The organism is Variovorax sp. M-6, assembly GCF_052114385.1.
GTDB lineage: Bacteria > Pseudomonadota > Gammaproteobacteria > Burkholderiales > Burkholderiaceae_C > Variovorax.
Window position 1 is genome coordinate 146,337 of sequence record NZ_JBFREQ010000006.1, and the last position, 25,752, is coordinate 172,088.

The window sequence follows — 25,752 nt, forward strand, 5'->3', positions numbered from 1 at the left end:
CGCTCCCGAGCAAGCCCGCACGGCAGTGCGGAGCACGGAGGTTCCCCATGAGCGGTGCACGGCCGCCCGAGCGGCGCCGTGCCGTATGGTTCGCCTGGGCCTTGCAGGCCCTGCTGATCGCGGCGATCGCGCTCGGCGTCTTCTGGCTGGTCCACCATGCGCTGGAGGTGCTGCGCAGCCGCGGCGTGCATTCCGGCTTCGATTTCCTGCTGCAGCCGGCGGGCTTCGAGATCTCCGAGGGCTGGCTCGATTTCGATGCCGGCCAGCCTTTCTGGCGTGCTTTCCTGGCCGGGCTGATCAACACCGTGCGGGCCGCCATTCCTGCCGCGGCCATTGCCGTCGCGCTCGGCACGCTGCTCGGGATCGGCCGGCTCGCGCCGCACGTGCTGGTGCGCGGCCTGTGCGGCGCCTACGTGGAGACGGTCCGCAACGTGCCGCTGCTGGTGCAGCTGCTGATGCTCTACTTCGCGCTCACGCAACTGTTGCCCGATTCGACCGAACCGCTCGAACTGCTGCCCGATGTCTGGCTCAGCAAGGGAGGGCTCTCGCTGCCCTGGCCGGTGCGGGAGGAGGGCGCGTTCTGGCCCAGCCACCTCGAATGGCCCGAGCGCGGCAGCTTCAACGTCAGCGGCGGCGCGGCGTTGAGCCCGGAATACCTCGCGGTGGTGATCGCGCTGGCGCTGTACACCGCCGCCTTCGTCGCCGAGATCGTGCGCGCCGGCATCGTCTCCGTGTCGCAGGGCCAGAAACTGGCGGCCCAGGCGCTCGGCCTTTCGCCGTGGCAGCAGCTGCGCATCGTGGTGCTGCCGCAGGCGCTGCGGGTGATCGTCCCGGCGCTCACCAACCAGTTGCTGAGCCTGACCAAGAACTCCTCGCTGGCGGTGGCGGTGGGCTATCCGGAGCTGGTCTCGATCGCCAACACCTCGCTCAACTCGACCGGCCGCGCGTTCGAGTGCATTGCCGTGATCATGGCGGTGTACCTTGGGCTGTCGCTCGTGATCTCGTGGGCCATGAACCGCTACAACGCGCGCGTCGCGCTGAGGGGATGGCGATGAGCGGGGTGGTGCGGGCGCCGACCGAGTGGCGCAAGGAGCTGTGGGGATCGCCGCTGCGCGCGGCCTTTACCCTGGGGCTCATGCTGCTGTTCATCTGGGCCGCTTTCCACGCCCTGGACTGGGCCGTGCTGCATGCCGTGTTTCGTCCGGATGCGCAGGCCTGCCGCGCCGTGCAGCACGGTGCCTGCTGGGGCGTGGTCGCCGAGAAGTGGCGGCCCATCCTGTTCGGCCGCTACCCCTACGACGACCAGTGGCGGCCGGCAGTCGCGGTCACGCTGCTGTCGCTGACCACGCTCTTGAGCGCCTGGCCGCGCAGCTGGCGCTGGTGGCTGCTGCCGCTGTGGATCGTGTCGCTGGGTTCGTTCGTGATCCTGATGCGCGGTGGCGTCTTCGGACTCGAGGGCGTGCCGACCAATCGCTGGGGCGGCCTGCCGCTGACCATCGGGCTGGCCGTGGTCGGGCTCGCGCTGGCCTTTCCGCTGGCGCTGGCACTGGCGCTCGGCCGGCGTTCGCAGTGGCCGGTGGTGCGCACGCTCTGCGCCACCTACATCGAGCTGGTGCGCGGCGTGCCGCTGATCTCCGTGCTCTTCATGGCCTCCTTCCTGCTGCCGCTGCTGTGGCCCGCCGGCTGGCAGCCCGACGTGCTGGTGCGGGTGCTGGCCGGGCTGTCGCTGTTCGTCGCCGCCTACCTGGCCGAGATCGTCCGCGGCGGCCTGCAGGCGGTGCCGCACGGCCAGATCGACGCCGCCATGGCACTGGGCTTCGGCCGCTGGCCGGTGCAGCGCGACATCGTGCTGCCGCAGGCGCTGCGGCTGGTGGTGCCGGCGTTGACCAACAGCGTGGTCGGGACCTTGAAGGACACCTCGCTGGTCACCGTGGTGGGCCTGTTCGAGCTCACCGGCGCGCTCGGCCTGGCGCTGGGCGGCGACCCGACCTGGCGGCCGTTCTACCTCGAGGGCTATCTCTTCATCGCGCTCGTGTACTGGCTGTTGTGCTTCGGTCTGGCACGCTACAGCGCCTGGCTGGAGCGGAGATTGCAAGCGGGCTAGGGCCTGTTCACCCTATTTCCGGGGATCGCGTTGCCGGGCGAAGGGGCTGGATGCAAGGCGCCCGCGCGCAGCAAGGCTGTCGCCTTGCAAGCGCGGGCAACGCCGCAGGCGGCCCCTTCGCCCGGCAACCCGAAGGGAAGGCATGCCAGGACGAGCCACTCGGCGTTGCGCTCCTCGCATGTGCCAACGCACATGCCGCGTCGCGCGCCTTGATTGGCCCGTCCTGGCAGGCCTTCGCGACCCCGGAAATAGGGTGAACAGGCCCTAGGCCGGCGCCGGGAGCGCTGGGGTCGATTCAGGACGCCAGCGCTTCCAGCAGTTCGGTCTCGATCGCCAACTGCGCCCGCTGCCCCTGCAGCTCGGGCCCGCTGATCAGGAAGGTGTCTTCGACGCGCTCGCCGAGCGTCGTGACCTTGGCCAGCTGCAGGTTCAGGTGGTGGCGCGCCAGCACCCGCGCGATCGAATAGAGCAGACCCGTCCGGTCGCTGGCCGAGATGCTGAGCAGCCAGCGCTGGGCCTTCTCGTCGGGCAGGAGGCTGATGCGCGGCTTGATCGGGAAGCTGCGCACCCGGCGCGACACCCGGCCCTTGCTCGGCGGCGGCAGCGGGCCGGCCTCGCTGAGCGTCCTGGCCAGGCCGGTCTCGACCATGCTGATGAGGTCGCGGTAGTGTTCCGGGATGAAGGTCGTCACGACCTGGAAGGTGTCGAGCGCGAAGCCGTTGCTCGCGGTGTGCACCTTGGCGTCCAGGATGCTGAAGGACGACTGGTCGAAGTAGCCGCAGATGCGCACGAACAGGTCGGGCTGGTCGGGCGTGTAGACCACCACCTGCAGCCCTTCGCCGACCGGCGACAGCCGGGCGCGCACGATCGGCGGCGCGCGCGGATCGAGCGGCACGCCCGCGTGCGGCACGTGGCGCGAGAGCTGCTTGGCGTGCCAGGCGATCTCCGAGGCGTCGTGGCGCATGAAGTAGCCGACGTCGAGCGTCTCCCACAGCGCCTTGTGGGCGTCGAAGGGCTCTGCATGCAGCGCCAGCTGCACCAGCGCCTCGCGCTTGCGGGCCTCGATTTCAGCGCCGGGATCGGGCATGCGGCCGCCCAGGGCGCGCAGGGACAGGCGATAGAGGTCCTCCAGCAGCTTGCCCTTCCAGGCATTCCAGACCCGCGGCGAGGTGCCGCGGATATCGGCGATCGTGAGCAGGTACAGGGCCGTGAGGTAGCGCTCGTTGCCCACGCGCCGGGCGAAGGCGCCGATCACCTCGGGGTCGCTCAGGTCCTGCTTCTGTGCGACCTGGCTCATGACCAGGTGCTCCGCGACCAGGAACTCGATCAGCTTGGCATCTTCGCGCGGGATCTCGTGCTGACGGCAGAAGCGTCGCACGTCGCGCGCGCCCAGCGTCGAATGGTCGCCGCCGCGGCCCTTGGCGATGTCGTGGAACAGCGCCGCGATGTAGAGGATCCAGGGCTTGTCCCAGCCGGCCGCGAGCTGCGAGCAGAACGGGTATTCGTGGGCGTGCTCGGCGATGAAGAAGCGCCGCATGTTGCGCAGCACCATCAGGATGTGCTGGTCGACCGTGTAGACGTGGAACAGGTCGTGCTGCATCTGCCCGACGATGCTTCGGAAGACCCGCAGGTAGCGCCCCAGCACCGAGGTCTGGTTCATCAGCCGCAGCGCATGCGTGATGCCGCGCGGCTCCAGCAGCATGCGCATGAAGGTCTGGTGGTTCACGCGGTCGTTGCGGAACTTGCTGTCCATCACGTGGCGCGCGTTGTAGAGCGCGCGCAGGGTGCGCGCCGACAGGCCGTTGACGCCGATGGTCTTCTGGTAGAGCAGGAAGGTCTCGAGGATCGCGTGCGGATCCTTCAGGTAGAGGTCGTCGCTCGCGACCTCGATCAGGCCGGCCTTCTCGAAGAAGCGCTCGTTGATCGGCGTCGGCTGCTCGGCCTGCGGCTGCAGTTTCTCGGCGATGTTGAGCAGCAGGATCTGGTTGAGCTGCGTGACCGCCTTGGCAGCCCAGTAGTAGCGCCGCATCAGGGCTTCGCTGGCCTTGCGTTGCGACTCGCCGATATAGCCGAAAGTGGCGGCCACCGCGGTCTGCAGGTCGAACACCAGGCGGTCCTCGCGACGATTGGCCGTGACGTGCAGGCGCGCGCGGATCAGGCTCAGCAAGGCCTCGTTGCGCTTGATCTGCTGGATCTCGAAGGCCGTGGCGAGGCCATTCTTCGCGAGCTCGTCCCAGCGGTTGCCGAAGCCTGCGGCCTTGGTCATCCAGAGGATGGTCTGGAGGTCGCGCAGGCCGCCCGGCGACTCCTTGCAGTTCGGTTCGAGGGCGTAGGGCGTGTTGTCGAACTTCTGGTGCCGGTGCCGCATCTCCTGCGACTTGGCGGTGAAGAAGGCCTGCGGGTCGATCGCCGCCAGGAAACTCTTGCGGAAGGCCGTGTAGAGCTTCTTGTCGCCGATCACCAGCCGCGATTCGAGCAGCGAGGTCTGGACCGTGACGTCCTTGGCGGACTCGGCCAGGCATTCGGAGACCGTGCGTACGCTGGAGCCGATCTCCAGGCCGGCATCCCAGCATCGGCCGATGAAGGCCTCGATGCGCGCCGGCTCGATGTCCGTCCCATGGTCTTCGGGCAGCAGCAGCAGCACGTCGACGTCGGAATACGGGAACAGCTCGCCGCGGCCGAAGCCGCCGACCGCGACCAGCGCCAGCTGGTTGCCGAAGCTGGCGTCGTCCCACAGGGCGCTCAGGGTCTCGTCGGCCAGTGCGGCGAGCTGGCGCAGCACGGTGTGGACGCTGCGCGTCGGCGCCCGCGCGCTGCGCAACTGGTCGAACAGCGCCAGCTTGTGCGTGCGATAGGCATCGCGCAATGATGGAACATCCACCATGGGAGCCTCGAGCGGGCGGCGTCGCCTCAAGCGGGGGCGTCGACGAAGGCCGGCGGCGGCGGGCTGCCGGCGGAGAGCGTCAACACCTCGTAGCCGGTCTCGGTGACCAGCACCGTGTGCTCCCACTGCGCCGACAGCGAATGGTCGCGCGTGACGATGGTCCAGCCGTCGTACTGGCCGCCCTTGGCGTCTTCCTTGATCTCGCGCTTGCCGGCGTTGATCATCGGTTCGATCGTGAAGGTCATGCCGGGCTTGAGCTCCTCGAGCGTGCCGGGCCGGCCGTAGTGCAGCACCTGCGGCTCTTCGTGGAAGCCGCGGCCGATGCCGTGGCCGCAGAACTCGCGCACCACCGAGAAGCCGTTGCTCTCGGCGAAGCGCTGGATCGCGAAGCCGATGTCGCCCAGGTGGGCGCCCGGCTTGACCTTCATGATGCCGTGCCACATCGCGTCATAGGTGAAGGCGCACAGGCGCTTGGCCGCGATCGAGGCATCGCCGACCACGAACATGCGGCTGGTGTCGCCATGCCAGCCGTCCTTGATGACCGTGATGTCGCAGTTGACGATGTCGCCCTTCTTGAGCGGCTTGTCGTTCGGGATGCCGTGGCAGACCACGTGGTTGACCGAGGTGCAGATCGACTTGGGGTAGGGCGTGCTGCTGGCTCCCATGTAGTTCAGCGGCGCCGGGATGGCGCCCTGGACCTGCGTGATGTAGTCGTGCGCCAGCTTGTCGATCTGGTTGGTGGTCACGCCGGGGAGGATGTGGGGGGTCAGGTAGTCCAGCACCTCGGAGGCGAGGCGGCACGCCACGCGCATGCCGGCCACGCCTTCGGCGTCTTTGTAGGTAATGCTCATGGCCGGAATTATCCCATCCGAGCCGTTAAAATTCAGGGTTAGCGCGGATGGCCCCAGTCAGCGGCCGCCGCCTCACTCTCATGAATCCCAACGCGGCCCTTGCGGCCGACCCGAACGTGACGCTGCCCGTGAACCCGCCTTCCCACCGTGCTGTCCATGCCGCCCCTGTGGTGAGCTTCTTCGAGGGCGGCCGCGCCCTCAGCGATTTCCGGGCCCGGCAGCTGCTGCCGCGCCTGCAGGGGGTCGAGCCGCGGATCGAGGGCCTGAGCGCTCGCTTCGTGCATCTGGTAGTCACCGACCATTCCCTCGACACGGCCGAGCAGGAGCGTTACGCGGCGCTGCTGGGCTATGGCGAGCCTTTCGTCGCGCCGGCCAAGGCCGGGCCGACGGTGGTGGTCACGCCGCGGCTGGGCACGGTGTCGCCATGGGCCTCCAAGGCCACCGACATCGCCCACAACTGCGGCCTGGCGCTGCGCCGGGTCGAGCGCGTGACTGAATACCACCTGGTGCTCAAGGCGCCGCTGCTGGGCAAGGCCCCCACCTTGGAAGGCGACAAGCTGGCCGCAGTGGCCGACCTCCTGCACGACCGCATGACCGAATCCGTGCTGGCCGGGGTCGACCAGGCTGCCGGCCTGTTCGCCGAGCTGCCGCCGCAGCCGATGGCGCAGGTCGACGTGCTGGGCGGCGGGCGCAGCGCGCTGGTGGACGCCAACAAGCGCTTCGGCCTGGCGCTGGCCGAGGACGAGATCGACTACCTGGTCGATGCGTTCACCCGCCTGGGCCGCAACCCGAGCGACGTCGAACTGATGATGTTCGCGCAGGCCAACAGCGAGCACTGCCGCCACAAGATCTTCAACGCCGACTTCGTCATCGACGGCGAGGCGCAGCCGCAGAGCCTGTTCTCGATGATCCGCAACACCGAGCGCCAGAGCCCGCAGCACACGGTGATCGCCTACGCCGACAACGCCTCGGTGATGGAGGGCACGCAGATCGAGCGCTTCGTGGCCGCCTCCGAGTCGGGCAGCTACCAGAAGCAGAGCGCTCTGAGCCACGTGCTCATGAAGGTCGAGACCCACAACCACCCGACCGCGATTTCGCCTTTCCCGGGCGCCTCGACCGGTGCCGGCGGCGAGATCCGCGACGAGGGCGCCACGGGCCGCGGCTCCAAGCCCAAGGCGGGCCTGACCGGCTTCACAGTTTCGGCGTTGTGGCCCTCCGAAGGCAGCTACGGCAAGCCCGACCACATCGCGAGCCCGCTGCAGATCATGACCGAGGGCCCGCTGGGCGGTGCCGCCTTCAACAACGAGTTCGGCCGGCCCAACCTGCTGGGCTACTTCCGCGAATACGAGCAGGCGGTCGAGAGCGACGGCGGCACGGTGCAGCGCGGCTACCACAAGCCGATCATGATCGCCGGCGGCCTCGGCAGCATCGATGCCGGGCAGACGAAGAAGATCCGCTTCCCGGCCGGCGCGCTGCTGATCCAGCTCGGCGGACCGGGCATGCGCATCGGCATGGGCGGCAGCGCCGCGAGCTCGATGGCGACCGGTGCCAACGCGGCCGAGCTCGACTTCGACTCGGTGCAGCGCGGCAACCCCGAGATCGAGCGCCGGGCGCAGGAAGTCATCAACCACTGCTGGCAGCAGGGCGCAGACAACCCGATCCTGGCCATCCACGACGTCGGCGCGGGCGGCCTGAGCAATGCCTTCCCCGAACTCACGAACGACGCCGGCCGCGGCGCGCGCTTCGACCTGCGGGCGGTGCCGCTCGAGGAGTCGGGCATGGCGCCCAAGGAGATCTGGTGCAACGAGAGCCAGGAGCGCTATGTGCTGGCGATCGCGCCGGAGTCGCTCGCGCAGTTCCAGGCCTTCTGCGAGCGCGAGCGCTGCCCGTTCTCGGTGGTCGGCGTGGCGACCGAAGAACGCCAGCTGCGGGTGGTCGACGAGGGTGCCGAGGCGCAGCCGGTCGACATGCCGATGGACGTGCTGCTGGGCAAGCCGCCCAAGATGCTGCGCGACGTCAAGACCGTGGCCCGCCGCTTCAAGCCGCTGGACCTCGACGGTGTCGAGCTGCAGAAGGCCGCGATCGAGGTGCTTTCGCACCCGACCGTGGCCTCCAAGCGCTTCCTGATCACGATCGGCGACCGCACCGTGGGTGGCCTGAGCCACCGCGACCAGATGGTCGGCCCCTGGCAGGTGCCGGTGGCCGACTGCGCCGTCACGCTGGCCGACTACCGTGGCTTCGCCGGCGAGGCGATGAGCATGGGCGAGCGCACGCCGCTGGCCGCGATCGACGCCCCGGCCTCGGGCCGCATGGCCGTGGCCGAGGCCATCACCAACCTGCTGGCGGCGCCGATCGAGCTGTCGCGCGTCAAGCTGTCGGCCAACTGGATGGCGGCCTGCGGCGAGCCCGGCGAGGACGCCGCGCTGTACGAGACCGTGAAGGCCGTGGGGCTCGAACTGTGCCCGGCGCTCGGCATCTCGATTCCGGTAGGCAAGGATTCCCTCTCGATGCGCACCCAGTGGCAGGACGAGGGCCTGCAGAAGAAGGTGACTTCGCCCGTGAGCCTGATCGTGACTGCGTTCGCCACGCTGGCCGACGTGCGCGGCACCCTGACGCCGCAGCTCGACGCCGAAGAACCCGACAGCACGCTGGTGCTGGTCGACCTGGGCCGCGGCAAGCACCGCATGGCCGGCAGCATCCTGGCGCAGACGCTGGGGCAGAGCGGCGACACGGTGCCCGACCTCGACGATCCGCAGGACCTGGTGAAGCTGGTCTCCGCGGTGAATGCGCTGCGCGCCGAAGGCAGGATCCTCGCGCTGCACGACCGCAGCGACGGTGGCTTGTTCGCCGCCGCCTGCGAGATGGCCTTCGCCGGCCATGTGGGCGTCGCGCTCAACGTCGACCTGCTGGTCACCGAGGGCGACGGCATCAGCGACAGCCGGGCCGAATACGGCGATGCCAAGAACTGGGCCGGCCAGGTCAGTGCGCGGCGCGAGGAACTCACGCTCAAGGCGCTCTTCAACGAGGAGCTGGGTCTGCTGTTGCAGGTGCGCACCGCCGAGCGCAACGAGGTCATGCAGACCTTGCGCGCCCATGGCCTGAGCGCCCACAGCCATTTCGTCGGCAAGACCCGGCCCGCCAGCTCGGCCATGGACGCGGGCAAGGGCAAGCTCGAAGTCTGGCGCGATGCCAAGGCGGTCTTCAGCGCCAGCCTCGCCGACCTGCACCAGGTCTGGGATTCCGTCAGCTGGAAGATCTGCCGCGAGCGCGACAACCCCGACTGCGCCGACGCCGAGCATGCCGCGGCCGGCGACCGCCAAGACCCGGGCGCCCACGTGCTGCTCGCGCCGGGCGTGGACGACAACGTGGCCGCGCCTTTCCTGAACCTGGCCAGGCCCAGGGTCGCGATCCTGCGCGAGCAGGGCGTCAACTCGCACGTCGAGATGGCCTATGCCTTCACCGAGGCCGGCTTCGAGGCCTACGACGTCCACATGACCGACCTGCAGACCGGCAGGGCGGACCTGGCCGACTTCAAGGGCGTGGTGGCCTGCGGTGGCTTCAGCTACGGCGACACGCTGGGCGCCGGCATCGGCTGGGCCCGCAGCATCACCTTCAATCCGAAGCTGGCGGAGCAGTTCAAGGGCTTCTTCGGCCGCGGCGACACCTTCGGCCTGGGCGTGTGCAACGGCTGCCAGATGTTCGCCGAGCTGGCCGACATCATCCCGGGGGCCGAAGCCTGGCCGCGCTTCACGACCAACCAGAGCGAGCGTTTCGAGGCCCGCCTGTCGATGGTCGAGGTGCTCGAATCGCCCAGCCTGTTCTTCGCCGGCATGGCCGGCAGCCGGATGCCGATCGCGGTGGCGCACGGCGAGGGCTACGCCAACTTCAAGCACCGCGGCGACCCGGCCAAGGCGATTGCCGCGATGCGTTTCGTCGACAACCACGGCCAGGCGACCGAGCGCTATCCGTTCAATCCCAACGGCAGCGCCGGCGGCCTGACTTCGGTGACCACCGCCGATGGCCGTTTCACGGCGCTGATGCCGCATCCGGAACGGGTGTTCCGCAACATCCAGATGAGCTGGACCTCGGGTGGCAAGAGCGAACTCAGCCCCTGGATGCGGATCTGGCGCAACGCGCGCAAGTGGGTGGGTTGAGCCCGATGCGGCGACGCTCCTTGCTGGGCGCCGGCACGCTGCTCGGCATGACGCCGCTGTCCGGTGCGTCCGAAACCTTCGGGTCGTTGAAGAAATCGCCGCGCATGCCGGTGCTCTTCGTCGGCCACGGCAGTCCGATGAACGCCATCGGCGACAACGCCTACCGCAAGAGCTGGCAGGCGCTCGGGGCCGAGTTCGGCGCGCGCTATCCCAAGCCGCAGCTCATCCTCTGCATCTCGGCGCACTGGCTGACGCGCGAAGGCTGGTATCTGACGGGCATGGCCAAACCCAGGACCATTCATGACTTCGGCGGCTTCCCGCAGGAACTGTTCGACCAGCAGTATCCGGCGCCCGGCGCACCGGATGCCGCGGCGGCGATCGCGCAAGGCGTGCGCCAGCCCCTGAACGGCACCGCCCTGGGACTCGACCGTGCCGAGTGGGGCTTCGACCACGGCACCTGGTCCGTGCTCAAGCCGATGTTCCCGCGGGCCGACATCCCGGTGGTGCAGCTCAGCATGGACTACAGCCGCCCGCCGGCCCAGCACTACCAACTCGGCCAGCAGCTGCGGGCACTTCGCGAGCGTGGCGTGCTGATCGTCGGCAGCGGCAACATCGTCCACAACTTGCGTGTCACGCGCCGCGACGCGACGGCCCGCCAGGCCTACGACTGGGCGATCGAATTCGACCGGATCGTCGGTGAGCAACTGAAGAACGGGCAACTCGCCGCGCTGCCGGACTTCAAGAACCTGGGCCCGCTCGCGGCGCAGGCGCATCCGACGCACGACCACTACCTGCCGCTGCTCTATGCCGCGGGCGCCGTCGATGCCAAGGAAGCGCCGCGCTTCTTCAACGCCGATTTCCAGTCGGCCTCGATCTCGATGCGTTCGGTCGTCTGGGGCTAGACGCAAAAAGGGCCGGCGAATGCCCGGCCCTCTTCGTGAAACACCGCGGAACCGGCTTCGCCGGGCCGCAGGTGTTGCCCCCAGCAGGGGGGTGGGCGGCTACACGAAGTGAGCCAACCTGGGGGGTTACTCCACCTTTGCCTTGGCGCGCAAGTCTTCCTGGTACTTCTGCAGGCGCTGCTGCTGCAGCTGCTGCGTGATCTGCGGCTKRACTTCYTCSAGCTTSGGCAGYTGYGCCTGGCGGAYRTCGTCGACSCGGATGATGTGGTAGCCGAACTGCGACTTGACCGGCGCGGCCGTGGTCTCGCCCTTCTTGAGCTTGATCATCGCTTCCGAGAACTCGGGCACGAAGCTCGCGGGCGCGGCCCAGTCGAGGTCGCCGCCGTTGGCGCCCGAACCCGGGTCCTTGCTCTGCTTCTTCGCGATGTCCTCGAACTTGGCGCCCTTCTTGAGGTCGGCCAGGATCTTGTTGGCCTGGTCCTCGGTCTCGACCAGGATGTGGCGGGCCTTGAATTCCTTGCCGCTGTTGGCGGCAACGAACTTGTCGTACTCGGCCTGGACGTCGGCGTCGGTCACCGCGTTGGTCTTGCGGTAGTTCTCGAACAGCTGGCGGATCAGGATCGCCTGGCGCGCGAGTTCGAGCTGGTTCTTGTAGTCGTCGGTGGCGTCGAGGCCCTGCTTCTGCGCCTCCTGCATGAAGATCTCGCGCGCGATCACTTCCTCGCGCAACTGGCCCTGCATTTCCGGCGTGACCGGCCGGCCGGCCGCGGCCAGCTGCTGGGCCAGGACGTCCATGCGTGCCTTGGGCACGGCCTTGCCATTCACGATGGCGGCGTTCTGCGCCAGGGCGGCGAACGGGATGGCGCCGACCAGGGTGGCGACCGCGACGGCCTTCAGGATGTTTGTCTTCATAGGGGGAGGGGTGTTGATCGCCGCACGACCGTGCGGGGGATGTGGATCGACGCTCTAAAGCGTCTCGATGGCAAGCGCGTGGAGGCCCTGTGCGATGAAAAGTTGCAGCGCATCATACACAAGCCGATGGCGCGCCACGCGGGGCTTGCCGGCGAACAGCGGCGAGGCGATGCGGACCCGGAAATGGGTGCCGTAGCCCTCGGCGCCGGCGCCCGCATGGCCGGCATGGGCGGCGCTCTCGTCGATCACTTCGAGTTCGGTGGGCTGCAGCACCTCGCGCAGGCGGGCTTCGAGGTCCTTGGAAGTAGGAAGGCTCATGCGGCAGGCTTGTCCGACTTGAGATGGGGCGAGATGTAAAGCCCCTGCGCGATCAGGAACACGATCGGGAAGACGTAGCCCCAGAGCTTGAAGTTGACCCAGGCCTCGGTCGTGAAGTAGGCCGCGACATAGCCGTTGAGGACCGCCATGAAAAGGCAGTAGGCGATCCAGGCGACGTTGAGCCGGCCCCAGACCAGGGTCGGCAACTCCAGTTGCGCGCCCAGCAGCATCTTGAGGAAGTTCTTCTTGAAGCCCCATAGCGCAATTGCGAGCGCGATCGCCATGGCGCCGTAGAGCACGGTCGGCTTCCACTTGATGAAGCGGTCGTCGTGCAGCACCAGCGTCAGCGAGCCGAACAGCAGGATCAGCACCAGCGTGGCCTTCTGCATCGGCTGCAGGCGGCGTTCCATGAACCAGATGATCGCCATCTGCAGCACGGTGGCGGCCATCAGCACGCCGGTCGCCATGTAGATGTCGTAGAGCTTGAAGGCGCCGAAGAACAGCAGGATCGGGAAGAAGTCGAGGAAAAGTTTCATGGTCGGGATCAGTCGGTCTTGCGCTTCTGGAAATCCAGCGAGGCCGAGTTCATGCAGTAGCGCAGACCGGTGTCGGTCGGGCCGTCGGGAAACACGTGGCCCAGATGGGCGCCGCAATTGGCGCAGACGTTCTCGGTGCGCACCATGCCGTGCGAGCGGTCGACGATGTTGCGGATTGCGCCGGGCACCGCTTCCTGGGAGAAGCTGGGCCAGCCGCAGCCGGCATCGAACTTGGTGGCGGATTCGAACAGCTTGGCGCCACAGCAGATGCAATGGTAGCTGCCGTCTTCCCAGTGGGCTTCGTACTTGCCGGTGAAAGGCCGCTCGGTGGCGGCATGCCGGGTGACCTCGAAGGCTCCGCGCTCGGCGCCCTTCTCGGCCAGCAGGGCTTTCCATTCGGCATCGGTTTTCTGGACGGGAGAAGTCATGATGAACAGCTGATTTCGATCGTGGAAGCCCAGTCGGGCGGAAAGCCGGCGTAGTCGTCGTGGCCGGCGTGTTCTTCAAATGGGGTTTCGAGCAGCCTCAGCAAGGTGGCGACGCCTTCGAAGTTCTTTTCCTGGGCCGCTTCGATCGCCTGCTGGCCCAGGTGGTTCCGCAACACGAACTTGGGATTGCTCCCGAGCATCCGGCCGGCCGCCTCGGCCGCCGGCGTTGCGGCGCGGCGCTCCGAGTACGCCTGCAGCCAGGCGTCGAAGCCCGCGCGGTCGATGAACAGGTCGCGCACCGGCTCGGGATTGTCGCCTGCCACGGCGTTGGACAGCCGGCGCCAGAAGATCGTGTAGTCGACCTTCTCCTGCGCCAGCAGCTTGAGCACGCCCTCGATCAGCGCCCGGTCGCCGTCGGCCGCGTCGGCCAGGCCGAGCTTGGTCCGCATGCGGGCTTCGAAGGTGTCCGGGAACACGGTCTTGTACGACTCCAGCGCCGCGACCGCGACCTCCTGGTCGCCGATCAGCGGCAGCAGCGCCTGTGCCAGGCAGAACAGGTTCCAGTAGGCGACGTTGGGCTGCTGGTTGAAGGCGTAGCGACCGGCCGTGTCGCTGTGGTTGCAGATGTGGCGCGGGTCGAAGCCGTCGAGGAACTGGAACGGCCCGTAGTCGATCGTGAGGCCGAGGATGCTCATGTTGTCGGTGTTCATCACGCCGTGGCAGAAGCCGATGGCCTGCCACTGCGCGAGCAGGGTGGCGGTTCGCTCGCTGACCGCCTCGAGCAGCGCGGCATAGGCGTTGCCGTTGAAGCGCGACGTCGTGCGGCAGGCCGGGTAATAGCGGTCGATGACGTAGTCGGCCAGGGCGCGCAGTTCGTCGTCGCGCTGGTTGGCGGCGAAATGCTCGAAATGGCCGAAGCGGACGAAGCTCGGCGCGACGCGGGTCACGACCGCGGCGGTTTCCAGTTCTTCGCGCCGCACCCGGGCGTCCGAGCCGGTCACGCACAGGGCGCGCGTGGTCGGGATGCCCAGCCCGTGCATCGCCTCGCTGCAGACGAACTCGCGAATGCTGGAGCGCAGCACGGCGCGGCCGTCGGCCATGCGGGAGTAGGGCGTCAGGCCGGCCCCCTTGAGTTGCACTTCCTGTCCACCGGCGGTTTCGCCGAGCAGGATGGCGCGGCCGTCACCGAGCTGGCCGGCCCAGACGCCGAACTGGTGGCCGCTGTAGACGCTGGCCAGCGGGCGGGTGCCGGCGATTGGCAGATTGCCGGTAAAGGCGGCCAGGCCTTCGTCGGAATGCAGCCAGGAGGCGTCCAGGCCGAGCTCGCGCGCCAGGCCTTCGCTGCGGCCGACCCAGTAGGGATCGGGCAAAGGGCGGGGCTGGAGTTCGGTATAGAAGGCGGGGCCCAGCGCCGAAAAGCCCGGGGCCCAGCGCAGACCCAGGTCGACCAGGTCCGCTTCGTCTGCAAGCATGCTCATGGGGGGATTGTCCCGCAGCGGGCGAGACCCCGGGCCGCAGGGGCCATCCCGATGCCGGGCCCAGGCGAACTCAGAGGCCGGCCGGCACCGTCGTTCCCGGCACCTCGCCGCTCTCCCACAGCTGCGCCCGGTATTGCGCCGGCGGCAGCCCGAACCAGCGCTTGCAGGCGCGAAAGAAGTTGCTGCTGTCGACGAAGCCGAGCAGGTCGGCGACATCGGTGAGCGTGTGGCGCCGGTCGGCCAGGTACTTCTGCGCCAGTTCGCGGCGGGTGTGGTCGAGCAGGGCCTGGTAGGAGCTCGCCTCGGCCTGCAGGCGGCGCTGCAACGTGCGCTCGGCGACGCCGAGACCGGCCGCCACGTCCTGGCGGCGCGGCTCGCCGCCGGGCAGCCGGCGAATGATCTCGGCGCAGACCCGGCGGCTCATGGTGCTGTCGGCCAGCTGGGTCAGTTGCTCGTCGAGCAGGCGCTCGTGCAAGGCCGCCAGCACCGGATGCTGCGTAGGGATCGGCGCGCGCATGTCGGCGCCGGCGATCAGCAGCCGGTTGGACTCGGCGCCGAAGCGCAGGGGGGCGCCGAAGGCCGCGCGATGCGGCGCGTCGTTCGGCGGCGGCGCGAAGACGAACTCGACCGCCAGCGGCCGCAGTTCGCGTCGCGTGAGCCAGCCGCACAGCATCAGCATGGTCAGCATTCCGTACTCGACGCGCTGGCGCGGCACCGGCTGGCAGTTGCCGACATGGCCGATCACCAGCCAGTGGCCGCGGGCATCGGTCTCGAGCTCGAAGGTGGCGGCATCCGAGACCACCGCCAGGTAGCGCGCCAGGCGCTCGAGGCCGGTCAGCAGATTCGGGCTGCAGGTCAATGCGTGGCCCAGCGTGTCGAGGTTGCCGTGGCGCGCGGCGAGTTCGCGCGAGAGGCCCAGCGTCGACTTGCCGGAGCGGGCCACGGCCAGCCGCCAGAGCTGGCTGATGTCGTCGGCCGAGAAGCGACTTTCGGACTGATCGATCCTGGCGGCGTCGAAGCCGGTGTCGCGCAGCAGGGCCGGAACGTCCAGGCCCTCGGCCGCGAACATGTCGAGCACGCCGCGCAGCCAGGCGCCCGAGCTGGTGCGCGGCGGGGCGGCGGGCGGGGCAGGGTGCACGAAATCGGGCGTTGGCGTCTCTGAAGTCACTGGTTTGGCGCGCTTGCGATAGCAGGCATTGGGTGGGTCGTTCCTAGAATTTTTCAGGGCTGCGAAGAACCAGCGAAGTATCGATGCCAGCCCTGGCAGAACGCATTCCGAATAACCCGATGAGGAGACAAGACATGACCACGACAACCCGGAAATGGGGCGCGGGAATGGTGCTACTGTGCACCATGATCACAGGCTGCGGCGGATCGTCCGATCCCTCCTTCCCTCTGCTGCCGACCGCGGCCAGCACCCCGGCCACGCCGCCCGCGGCGGCGGTGCCGCAGACGCCGGCGCAGGACGCACCCACGTTGCGCCAGACCGCCCAAGGCAAGGTCGAGGGCGTCGACGACAGCACCCGGTCGGGCACGTGGTGGTGGAAGGGCCTGCCGTTCGCCCAGCCGCCGGTCGGCGCGCTGCGCTGGCGCGCCCCGGCCGAGCCCGAAGCCTGGACCGGCGTGCGCCCGGCCAAGCAGTTCGGCAATCCCTGCCTGCAGATCGGCCGCATCTACGGCCCGGGCGCCAACAACACCTACGACGCCACGATCGCCAGCACGCTGAACACGCCGGTGGGCAGCGAGGACTGCCTGACGCTCAACATCTGGCGTCCGTCGACGACCGACGAGAAGCTGCCGGTGATGCTGTTCATCCACGGCGGCAGCAACATCTCGGGCTTTACCGCCGACCCGGTCTACGACGGCGCGAACCTGGCGAAGAAGGCCAACGCGGTGGTCGTCACGGCCAATTACCGCCTGGGCGTGCTCGGCTTCCTGAATGTGCCGCAACTGCACGTCGGCGGCAGCGAGGGCGACGACTCCGGCAACTTCGCGCTGCTCGACAACCTGGCGGCGCTGCGCTACATCCAGAAGAACATCGCGGGCTTCGGCGGCGATGCGGGCAATGTCACGGTGATGGGACAGTCGGCCGGCGCGATCAATTTGCTGGCGCTGATGGCTTCGCCGATGTCGAAGGGGTTGTTCCACAAGGCGATGCCGTTGTCCGGCGGCATCTCGCTGGCCACCAACCTGCCGCCCAACACCCTGCCGACGCTGAACCCGGCTTCGACCTACCTCGCGCAGGGCAAGGGCCTGCTGCTGAACCTGCTGGTGGCGGACGGCAAGGCGGCCGACCTGGCGGGCGCCGCGACCTACGCGGCCGGCCTGAGCAACGTGCAGGTCGCCGACTACCTGCGTGCCAAGGACGCCAAGACCATTCTCAGCACGGTGCTGGCCAAGGGCCTGACGGGCTCCGGCCCGATTCCTGACGGCGCGGTGCTGCCGGTCGATCCGATCGCGGCGATCGCGGCCGGCCAGTACCTGAAGGTGCCGACGGTGGTGGGTATGACGCGCGACGAGGGCAAGCTGTTCACGCCCTTCCTGCCGCTCGTCGGCGGCACCAAGGTGGGCTTCAAGATCGACGATGCGACGCGCTTCACGATGATGCAGAACTTCAATCCGGATGCGGCCCCCACGCTGACCTCCGCCGACATCATCGATCCGGTCTACCTGCCGGTGACTGCGGTCTCGGGCTACGACGCCATGACCGCGCGGATCACCAACGCCTTCATGGTGCCGAGCCGCAACAACCTGCTCGACACGATGAAGACCCAGCAGTCGAACGTCTGGCACTACCAGTTCGACTGGGCCCAGCAGCCGGCGCCGTGGAACGAGGTCTATGGCGCCGCGCATGCCTTCGACCTGGGCTTTGTGTTCGGCAACTTCGGCCCGTCGCTGTTCTCGAACGCGACCAACAGCGCGGCCAATCGGCCAGGCCGGGTGGCGTTGTCGGAAGCGATGATGGGCAGCATCGCCGCCTTCATGCGCAATGGCGATCCCAACACCGGCGCGCTGGGCACCACCTGGGCGCCATGGCCGTCGAAGCTGAAGTTCGACGCCACCCAGACCGCGTTGCAGATCACGACGCAGTGAGTGAACGCCTGATGCGGATTTCGGTGCGCCGTTCGAGGCGCACCGAGGCGAGGGCCGGCACACGGTCCGAAGCAGCAGGAAGTGAAATTACTGGACGAATGTCCTGAAAATATCTAGAGTGCCGTGATGCTCGCGATGTGAGCGGCCTCGTTCCGTATTCCCTGGAGACAAAGTTGATGAAGACATCCGCGCAGTTGACGTGCTGGCGAACGGCTGCACGCCTGGACGCGATCGCCGATTGATCGGCAAGGCCGCCGCGCGCATGCTCAAAGAAGAATGAACGACATCAAGCGGGAGACTTCGGCGTGAACGCGTTCGCGATCGATCTGCTTGGGCGTCAGCGTGGCCTTGAAGAGCAACTGGTGGATCATCCCCAGCATCAGCGACGCGTCGGTCGTGGCGTGGGCCCCCGAAAAGCGGTGGACCAGGCTCTCGAGTCCCTTGAGCAGCATGCCGCGATAGGCCTCGATATGCCGACGGATCGGCGGGTCGGCGCGGTAGATGTACAGAAAGTTGAGTTCGACTGCCACGCCGACCGAGTGTTCGGACGCCTGCCGAACGATGAAGTCGGTGAGGCGTTGCGACAGCAGCCTGTGCAGCGTTCGACGCGCGTTGTCGGACAGCGGCCAATTCGCGGTGTGGCGCTCCACCAGTGCATTGAGTTCCTGGAGGTGCAGGACGTTGTCCTGCGCGGCCAGCGTCGTGAAGTGAATGAAGGCTTGCTCGAGCAGATCGGGCAGGCTCGAGAAGAAATACGTGGTCAGCGACTTGGGCACACCCGCCTCGGCCGCGATCGAGCGATGGGTGACGGAGTGGATCCCCTGTTTGGCAATCGACACGAGAGCTGCGTCCAGCAGCAGCTTTTTCGATTGCTCCCCCTTGGCGCTCTTGCTGCGTTTGCGCTCGAGGGCAGAATCCGCCGCGGTCGCGCGCGTGCTTTTGGCTTTTTTAGGGGGTGCAGTGCGGGTTTCTGTCATTGTGCGATGGGCCGAAGATTGCGTGAATCGTCGTTGTCCGCAAGATTATTGAAGTCTATTTGAAGGAGCCTGTAGATGCTGGGTTTGATGCAAGACCAACCGCTTTTGATCTCGTCGCTGATCGAGTTCGCCGAGCGCCACCACGGAGACGCCGAAATCGTCTCGCGCCGGGTCGAGGGCGATGTCCATCGCACGACATGGGGTCGGATTGCGGCGCGTTCGCGCCAGGTCGCCAATGCGCTGGACGACGAGAAGCTTCAGTTCAGCGATCGCGTTGCGACGCTGGCCTGGAACGGCTATCGCCACCTGGAGCTGTACTACGGAGTGAGCGGCAGCGGGCGCGTGCTGCACACGATCAACCCGCGCTTGCACCCGGACCAGATCGCCTGGATCGCCAACCATGCCGAAGACCAGATCCTGTGCTTCGACCTCTCGTTCCTGCCGCTGGTGCAGGCGGTCCACGCCAAGTGCACCACGATCCGAAAATGGATTGCACTTTGCGATGCCGACAAGCTGCCGGCGGACAGCGGCGTGCCCAACCTGGTGAGCTACGAAACCTGGATGGGACAACGCTCCGACGTGTACCCGTGGCCGAGCTTCGACGAGAACTCGGCCTCCAGCATGTGCTACACGAGCGGCACCACGGGCAACCCCAAGGCCGCGCTCTACAGCCACCGCTCGACGCTGCTCCACGCCTATGCCGCGGCCCTGCCGGACGTCATGTGCATCTCGGCGCGCGACTCGGTACTGCCGGTGGTGCCGATGTTCCACGTCAACGCCTGGGGCATCCCGTATTCGGCCGCGCTGGTCGGCGCCAAGCTGGTGTTCCCGGGGCCGGCACTCGACGGCAAATCGGTCTACGAGCTGATCGAATCCGAGAAGGTCACTTTTGCCGCCGGCGTGCCCACCGTCTGGCAGATGCTGCTGGGGCACTTGCAGGCCAACGGCCTGAAGTTCTCGACCCTGAAGCGCACCGTGATCGGCGGCTCGGCCTGCCCGCCGGCCATGATCGACGCCTTCCAGCAGCTCTATGGCGTGGACGTCCTGCATGCCTGGGGCATGACCGAGATGTCGCCGCTGGGCACCTTGTGCACCCTCAAGAACAAGCATCTCGTGCAAACGCCCGAGCAGCAGACCGCGATCCGCATGAAGCAGGGCCGCGCGATCTTCGGGGTCGACATGAAGATCGTCGACGGCAACGGCGAGGAACTGCCCTGGGACGGCAAGGCCCCTGGCGACCTGCTGGTCAAGGGGCCGTGGGTGGTCAAGGAGTACTTCAAGGCCGAGGGCGGTGACCCGCTGGTTCCCGATGCGCAGGGCCGCGGCTGGTTCCCGACCGGCGACGTCGCCACCATCGATGCCGACGGCTTCCTGCAGATCACCGACCGCAGCAAGGACGTGATCAAGTCGGGCGGCGAGTGGATCAGCTCGATCGACATCGAGAACATCGCGGTCGCGCATCCGGCGATCGCGATGGCGGCCTGCATCGGCGTGGCGCATCCCAAGTGGGACGAGCGGCCGATCGTCGTCGTGGTGAAGAAGCCGGGCGCAGAAGTCACGCGCGACGAGCTGATCGCCTTCTACCAGGGCAAGACGGCCAAGTGGCAGATCCCGGACGACGTGGTGTTCGTGGAAGCGATTCCGATCGGCGCCACCGGCAAGATTCTCAAGACCCGTTTGCGCGAACAACTGCGCGACTACAAGCTGCCGGGGGTTTGAAACGAGACAAATCCTACCGCTGAGTAGCACCAACCGAAGGGATGCTGTCGCATGGGTGATAAAAACCGCCCCGGCAGCGTCTTCCTTACGGGCATTCCCTGACGGGCGGGTCCCCAAAGACTTGTAATCTCGCCCAGCCCTTGACAGCTTGACCTAGGAGACACAGATTGAAATTCGCTCTGAAAATCGCCACCGCCGCCGTCCTCGCGGCCACTGCCACCGGCGCCCTTGCCCAGAAGGGCGAGACCGTCAAGATCGCATGGCTCGATCCGCTGTCGGGCCTGATGGCAGCCGTCGGCACCAACCAGCTCAAGACCTTCCAGTTCCTGACCGAGGAGTTCAACAAGAAGAACGCGGCCGGGGTCAAGTTCGAGATCATCGGCATCGACAACAAGCTGAGCCCGCAGGAAACCACCAGCGCCCTGCGCTCGGCCATGGACCAGGGCGCGCGCTACGTGGTGCAGGGCAACGGCTCCGGGCCGGCGCTGGCCATCATCGACGCGCTCGAGAAGAACAACGCCCGCAACCCGGGCAAGGAAGTGCTCTACCTGAACTACGCGGCGGTCGATCCCGACCTGACCAACAGCAAGTGCAGCTACTGGCACTTCCGGCTTGACGCCGACACCTCCATGAAGATGGAAGCGCTGACCACCTACATGAAGGATCAGGCGGACGTCAAGAAGGTCTACCTGCTCAACCAGAACTACTCGCACGGCGTGCAGGTGGCCAAGTACGCCAAGGAAAACCTGGCGCGCAAGCGGCCCGACGTGCAGATCGTCGGCGAGGACCTGCACCCGCTGGCGCAGGTGCGCGATTTCTCGCCCTACATCGCCAAGATCAAGGCTTCGGGCGCCGACACCGTGATCACCGGCAACTGGGGCTCCGACCTCGCGCTGCTGATCAAGGCGGCCAACGACGCCGGCCTCAACAACGTCAAGTTCTACACCTACTACGGCACCGTCAGCGGCACGCCGACCGCCATGGGCGCGGCCTCGGCCGGCAAGGTCTACATGGTCGGCTACGGCCACTACAACATGGGCGGCGAGATCGAGCGGCTGGGCAAGGAGTTCACCAAGAAGTTCAAGGAAGACCTCTACACCTCGGCGGCCTACACCTCGCTGCAGATGCTGGTCGACGGCTTCGTCAAGGCCAAGTCGACCGAGCCGCTCAAGGTGGCGGCGGCGCTGGAAGGCATGCGCTTCAAGAGCTTCAACGGCGACGTCGAGATGCGCAAGGCCGATCACCAGCTGCAGCAGGGCCTGTACGTGTCGAAGTGGGAGAAGGCCGGAGGCAAGTTCCCGGTCGATGCCGAGTCGACCGGCTACACCTTCGTGCCGGTCAAGTATTACGAGTCCTATGTGGCCAGTACCCCGACCACCTGCGAGATGAAGCGGCCCAGCCCCTGATCTCCCTCTGACTGGTCGAGGCCCGACTTCAACACTCGGGCCTTTTTCTTTTCTACGTGACCCCGAGGACCGATGAACGTCGAATTTTTCGTCATCTCGCTGCTCAACGGCGTGAGCTACGGCTTGCTGTTGTTCATGCTGAGCTCTGGCCTTACGCTGATTTTCAGCATGATGGGTGTGCTCAACTTCGCGCACACCAGTTTCTACATGCTGGGGGCCTACGTGGCCTACACGCTGTCCGGCATCATCGGCTTCTGGCCGGCGCTGTTCATCGCGCCGCTGCTGGTGGGCGCTTTGGGCGCCGGCTTCGAGCGCTACAGCCTGCGGCGGGTCCACAAGTTCGGCCACGTGCCCGAACTGCTGGTGACCTTCGGCCTTTCGTTCCTGATCCTCGAGCTGGTCCAGCTCGTCTGGGGGCGTTCCACGGTGCCCTATGGCCTTCCGACGCAATTGCAGGGGCCGCTGTTCACGCTGTTCGGCACCCAGTTCCCGAAGTCGCGCTCCTTCATCATGCTGGTGGCGCTGCTGATGCTGCTGTCGGTGTGGCTGCTGCTGACGCGCACCCGGATCGGCCTCGTGATCCAGGCCGCGCTCAAGCATCCCGAGATGGTCGAGGCGCTCGGCCACAACGTGCCCCGGGTCTTCATGCTGGTGTTCGGCGGCGGTGCCGCGCTGGCCGGTCTGGCCGGCGTGGTGGGCGGCAACACCTATGTGACCGAGCCGGCGATGGCCGCCTCGGTGGGCTCGATCATCTTCGTGGTGGTGGTGGTCGGCGGGCTGGGCTCGCTCGCGGGCGCCTTCCTGGCGTCGCTGCTGATCGGCATCATCCAGACCTTCGCGGTGGCGATGGACCAGTCGATGGCCAGCGGCCTGCAGGCGCTCGGCGTCGCGGTGAACGAAGGCACCTTCGGCTACCCGCTGCTCAAGCTCACGATCTCGCAGGTGGCGCCGATCCTTCCCTATCTTTTCCTTGTTCTCATCCTGATCTTGAGGCCCAAGGGCCTGCTCGGCACGCGGGAGGATTGACATGAGTGCCACGCCAAGCATGACCACGCAGTACTACCGCTTCAAGCCCCTGAACCTCGGGCGCTTCTTCATCTGGTCGCTGTTCGCGATCGTCCTGATCGTCGCGCCGATGGTCTTCAAGACCAGCCTGGCGCTCACGATGCTTTCGCAGATGGGCTATCTCATCATCATCTGCCTGAGCTACAACATCCTGCTCGGGCAGGGCGGCATGCTGAGCTTCGGGCATGCGGTCTACGTCGGGCTCGGCTCCTTCATCGCGATCCACGCGATGAACCTGGCGGGCAAGGGCGGCTGGCCGATCCCGCTGGTGCTGATCCCGTTGGTGGGCGGCCTGGCCGGCATGTTCTTCGCGATCGTGCTGGGCTTCGTGACGACCAAGAAGTCGGGCACCACCTTCGCAATGATCACGCTCGGCATCGGCGAACTGGTGGCCTCCATGGCGCTGATGTTTCCGGGCTTTTTCGGCGGCGAGGGCGGCATCACGACCGACCGCGTCTACGGCAAGCCCTTCTTCGGCATCAGCTTCGGGCCCCAGATCCAGGTCTACTACCTGATCGCGGTGTACTGCTTCGTCTGCACCGCGCTGATGTACGCCTTCACGGGCACGCCGCTCGGGCGCATGCTGAACGCGGTGCGCGACAACCCGGAGCGGGTCGAGTTCATCGGCTACAACACGCAGCGGGTGCGCTACTTCGCTTTCATCGTCGCCGGCTTCTTCGCCGGCATCGGCGGCGGGCTGGCGGCGATCAACTTCGAGATCGTCAATGCGGCCGACAGCCTCAACGCCCTGCGCTCGGGCAGCTACCTGCTGTTCACCTTCCTGGGCGGGGCGATCTTCTTCTTCGGGCCGATCATCGGCGCGGTGCTGCTGGTGTTCGCCGCGGTGCTGCTGTCGGAGCTCTCCAAGGCCTGGCAGCTCTACTTCGGGCTGGTCTTCGTCTTCATGGTGATGTTCGCGCCGGGCGGCATCGCCAGCCTGGTGATGATGAACCTGCGGGTCGCGAAGTTCGGCAAGTTCAAGCAGTTCTGGCCGCTCTACGGCGGCCTGGCGGTGGCGATCATCCCGGTGGTGATCGGCGCCGCCGCGCTCATCGAAATGATCTATCACATCCAGCTCAACTCGGCCCTTGGGCCGAACCTCCCGTTCATGGGCGTCTCGCTCGACACCTCGGGCGTCGCCAGCTGGTTCGGCGCGGCGCTGATCATGGCCGTCGGCCTGGCGGTGCTGGAAGTCGTGCGGCGGCGCTTCGTGCGGGCGTGGGGTACCGCGCAGGAGCAGATCGAGGCCGAGATCAAGCGGAGGGAGACGGCATGAGCGCAGCGCAGAACCGCTTCAAGCAAGCTCGCACCCCCTTGGGGGGCAGCGAGGACACGGCAGTGCCGAGCGTGGGGGCCCTATGAGCCACGCACTTGAACTCAAAGCCTTGCGCAAGAATTTCGGCAAGACCGAGATCATCCGCGGCGTCGATCTCGCGGTCCAGGCCGGCGAGCGGATCGCGATCATCGGACCGAACGGCGCCGGCAAGTCGACGCTCTTCAACCTGATCAGCGGGCGGCTCGCGCCCAGCAGCGGCGAGGTGCTGCTCAACGGCCAGCGCATCGACGGCAAGAAGCCCTTCGAGATCAACCGGCTGGGCCTGTCGCGCAGCTTCCAGATCACCAACATCTTCCCGAAGCTCAGCGTCTTCGAGAACCTGCGCTGCGGCGTGCTGTGGAGCCTGGGCTATCGCTACAGCTTCCTGCGCTTCCTGTCGAATCTCCACGACGCCAACGAGCGCACCGAGGAACTGATTCATCAGGTGGGGCTGGACCGCAAGCGCGACGTGCAGGCGGTGAACCTGACCTATGCCGAGCAGCGTGCGCTGGAGATCGGCGTCACCATCGCCGGCGGCGCGGGCGTGATCCTGCTCGACGAGCCGACGGCCGGGATGAGCAAGACCGAGACCTCGCACTTCATCGCGCTGATCAAGCAGGTCACGGTCGGCAAGACGCTGCTCACCGTGGAGCACGACATGGGCGTGGTGTTCGGCCTGGCCGACAAGATCGCGGTGGTGGTCTACGGCGAGGTGATCGCCTTCGACACGCCGGCGGCGGTGCGCGCCAATGCGCGCGTGCAGGAAGCCTATCTGGGGTCGTCGGTGGCCGATGCGCAGGGCGGGGGACACTGAAATGCTCAAACTCCAAGACATCCACGCCTATTACGGCAAGAGCCATGTGTTGCATGGTGTTTCGTTCGACGTCGGTCCCGGCGAGATCGTCGCGCTGCTGGGGCGCAACGGCTCCGGCCGTTCGACCACGGCCAAGGCCATCATGGGGCTGGTGCATGCCGAAGGCACGCTGCGCTGGAAAGAGAAGGACATCCTGCGCCGCAAGGCCTACGAGGTCGCCCATATGGGCATCGGCTACGTGCCCGAGAACCGCGACATCTTCCCCAAGCTGACGGTGCACCAGAACCTGCTGCTGGGGCAGAAGGGCAACGGAAAGGGCAGCCGCTGGCAGTTCGACGACATGTATGGCATGTTCCCGCGGCTCAAGGAGCGCCAGCACACCGAGGCCGGCGTGCTCTCGGGCGGCGAGCAGCAGATGCTGACGCTGTGCCGCACGCTGATGGGCGATCCCGACCTGATCATCATCGACGAGCCGACCGAAGGGCTGGCGCCGAAGATCGTGGAGTTGGTCGGCCAGTACCTGCGCACCCTCAAGGACAAGGGCATCTCGGTGCTGCTGATCGAGCAGAAGCTGACGATCGCCATGCAGATTTCCGACCGCGCGCTGGTGATGGGGCACGGCAGCATCGTGTTCGACGGCACGCCCGACAGCCTGCGGGCGGACGCCTCTACCCGGAAAGAGTGGCTGGAGGTTTAATCGCCTCTGGCCGCCTTGTCCCGGCAGCGACTTGGCCCGGTTGCCCAGCCGCTCGAAACGCCTAGAATTCGATAAAAAAAGAACACTCGTGCTTTTTAT

20 protein-coding genes are annotated in these 25,752 nt (G+C 67.1%); 11 read left to right on the forward strand and 9 right to left on the reverse strand.

Going from position 1 to position 25,752, the window contains the following annotated elements:
- Positions 1-47 precede the first annotated feature (47 nt).
- Together AB4Z46_RS09380 and AB4Z46_RS09385 are read left to right on the forward strand one after the other, a co-directional pair.
- The gene (locus AB4Z46_RS09380; protein WP_442283213.1) at positions 48-1,055 is read left to right on the forward strand and encodes an amino acid ABC transporter permease; all 1,008 of its coding nucleotides are present in this window, start codon (positions 48-50) and stop codon (positions 1,053-1,055) included.
- On the forward strand, positions 1,052-2,104 hold the full coding sequence (locus tag AB4Z46_RS09385; RefSeq protein WP_442283214.1) for an amino acid ABC transporter permease: 1,053 nt from the start codon (positions 1,052-1,054) through the stop codon (positions 2,102-2,104). Before AB4Z46_RS09380 ends, AB4Z46_RS09385 begins: the two co-directional genes overlap by 4 nt.
- Before the next feature lie 295 nt (positions 2,105-2,399).
- On the opposite strand, the gene AB4Z46_RS09390 is transcribed toward AB4Z46_RS09385, so the two are convergent.
- Together AB4Z46_RS09390 and map are read right to left on the reverse strand one after the other, a co-directional pair.
- Positions 2,400-4,988 (reverse strand): [protein-PII] uridylyltransferase, encoded by a 2,589-nt coding sequence (locus tag AB4Z46_RS09390; RefSeq protein ID WP_442283215.1) that lies wholly within the window; start codon positions 4,986-4,988, stop codon positions 2,400-2,402.
- A gap of 26 nt (positions 4,989-5,014) precedes the next feature.
- Positions 5,015-5,839: a type I methionyl aminopeptidase gene (gene map / locus AB4Z46_RS09395; RefSeq protein WP_442283216.1), complete on the reverse strand. Its 825-nt coding sequence runs from the start codon at positions 5,837-5,839 to the stop codon at positions 5,015-5,017.
- Positions 5,840-5,919: 80 nt separating this feature from the next.
- Here map and purL point away from each other — a divergent pair, with 80 nt between their 5' ends.
- Complete coding sequence (gene purL / locus AB4Z46_RS09400; protein WP_442283217.1) at positions 5,920-9,993, forward strand: phosphoribosylformylglycinamidine synthase; 4,074 nt, start codon at positions 5,920-5,922, stop codon at positions 9,991-9,993.
- A 47-nt stretch (positions 9,994-10,040) separates the two neighbouring features.
- Positions 10,041-10,895, forward strand: a complete 855-nt coding sequence (ygiD, locus tag AB4Z46_RS09405) for a 4,5-DOPA dioxygenase extradiol (RefSeq protein WP_442283312.1) — start codon at positions 10,041-10,043, stop codon at positions 10,893-10,895.
- A 126-nt stretch (positions 10,896-11,021) separates the two neighbouring features.
- Here ygiD and AB4Z46_RS09410 read toward each other — a convergent pair whose 3' ends face one another.
- From AB4Z46_RS09410 to AB4Z46_RS09435, 6 genes are all read right to left on the reverse strand, one after another.
- Positions 11,022-11,807, reverse strand: a complete 786-nt coding sequence (locus tag AB4Z46_RS09410; protein ID WP_442283218.1) for a foldase protein PrsA — start codon at positions 11,805-11,807, stop codon at positions 11,022-11,024.
- 54 nt (positions 11,808-11,861) lie between these two features.
- Positions 11,862-12,125, reverse strand: coding sequence for a BolA family protein (locus AB4Z46_RS09415; RefSeq protein WP_442283219.1), 264 nt, complete (start codon positions 12,123-12,125; stop codon positions 11,862-11,864).
- Positions 12,122-12,661, reverse strand: a complete 540-nt coding sequence (locus AB4Z46_RS09420) for a septation protein A (protein WP_442283220.1) — start codon at positions 12,659-12,661, stop codon at positions 12,122-12,124. The genes AB4Z46_RS09415 and AB4Z46_RS09420 overlap by 4 nt, the downstream gene beginning before the upstream one ends.
- 8 nt (positions 12,662-12,669) lie before the next feature.
- Complete coding sequence (msrB, locus tag AB4Z46_RS09425; protein WP_442283221.1) at positions 12,670-13,089, reverse strand: peptide-methionine (R)-S-oxide reductase MsrB; 420 nt, start codon at positions 13,087-13,089, stop codon at positions 12,670-12,672.
- Entirely contained in the window at positions 13,086-14,567 is a 1,482-nt protein-coding gene (locus tag AB4Z46_RS09430) for a protein adenylyltransferase SelO (RefSeq protein ID WP_442283222.1), read from the reverse strand. Before AB4Z46_RS09430 ends, msrB begins: the two co-directional genes overlap by 4 nt.
- A 70-nt stretch (positions 14,568-14,637) precedes the next feature.
- Positions 14,638-15,636, reverse strand: coding sequence for an AraC family transcriptional regulator (locus AB4Z46_RS09435; protein ID WP_442283313.1), 999 nt, complete (start codon positions 15,634-15,636; stop codon positions 14,638-14,640).
- A 233-nt stretch (positions 15,637-15,869) separates the two neighbouring features.
- Between AB4Z46_RS09435 and AB4Z46_RS09440 the strand changes: the two genes are divergently transcribed.
- Positions 15,870-17,660: a carboxylesterase/lipase family protein gene (locus AB4Z46_RS09440; protein WP_442283223.1), complete on the forward strand. Its 1,791-nt coding sequence runs from the start codon at positions 15,870-15,872 to the stop codon at positions 17,658-17,660.
- Between the two features lie 266 nt (positions 17,661-17,926).
- Here AB4Z46_RS09440 and AB4Z46_RS09445 read toward each other — a convergent pair whose 3' ends face one another.
- A complete protein-coding gene (locus AB4Z46_RS09445) occupies positions 17,927-18,637 on the reverse strand; it encodes a TetR/AcrR family transcriptional regulator (RefSeq protein ID WP_442283224.1) in 711 nt (236 codons plus the stop codon).
- Between the two features lie 75 nt (positions 18,638-18,712).
- Here AB4Z46_RS09445 and AB4Z46_RS09450 point away from each other — a divergent pair, with 75 nt between their 5' ends.
- From AB4Z46_RS09450 to AB4Z46_RS09475, 6 genes are all read left to right on the forward strand, one after another.
- Positions 18,713-20,356, forward strand: coding sequence for a 3-(methylthio)propionyl-CoA ligase (locus AB4Z46_RS09450; protein WP_442283225.1), 1,644 nt, complete (start codon positions 18,713-18,715; stop codon positions 20,354-20,356).
- 167 nt (positions 20,357-20,523) lie between these two features.
- Positions 20,524-21,762, forward strand: a complete 1,239-nt coding sequence (locus AB4Z46_RS09455) for a branched-chain amino acid ABC transporter substrate-binding protein (protein WP_442283226.1) — start codon at positions 20,524-20,526, stop codon at positions 21,760-21,762.
- 72 nt (positions 21,763-21,834) lie between these two features.
- Positions 21,835-22,788 carry a branched-chain amino acid ABC transporter permease gene (locus tag AB4Z46_RS09460; protein ID WP_442283227.1) on the forward strand — a complete coding sequence of 318 codons (954 nt, stop codon included), beginning with the start codon at positions 21,835-21,837 and terminating at the stop codon, positions 22,786-22,788.
- 1 nt (position 22,789) lies between these two features.
- Positions 22,790-24,103, forward strand: coding sequence for a branched-chain amino acid ABC transporter permease (locus AB4Z46_RS09465; protein ID WP_442283228.1), 1,314 nt, complete (start codon positions 22,790-22,792; stop codon positions 24,101-24,103).
- An 82-nt stretch (positions 24,104-24,185) separates the two neighbouring features.
- Positions 24,186-24,956 carry an ABC transporter ATP-binding protein gene (locus AB4Z46_RS09470; RefSeq protein WP_442283229.1) on the forward strand — a complete coding sequence of 257 codons (771 nt, stop codon included), beginning with the start codon at positions 24,186-24,188 and terminating at the stop codon, positions 24,954-24,956.
- A gap of 1 nt (position 24,957) precedes the next feature.
- Positions 24,958-25,653, forward strand: coding sequence for an ABC transporter ATP-binding protein (locus AB4Z46_RS09475; protein ID WP_442283230.1), 696 nt, complete (start codon positions 24,958-24,960; stop codon positions 25,651-25,653).
- Positions 25,654-25,752: the final 99 nt, after the last annotated feature.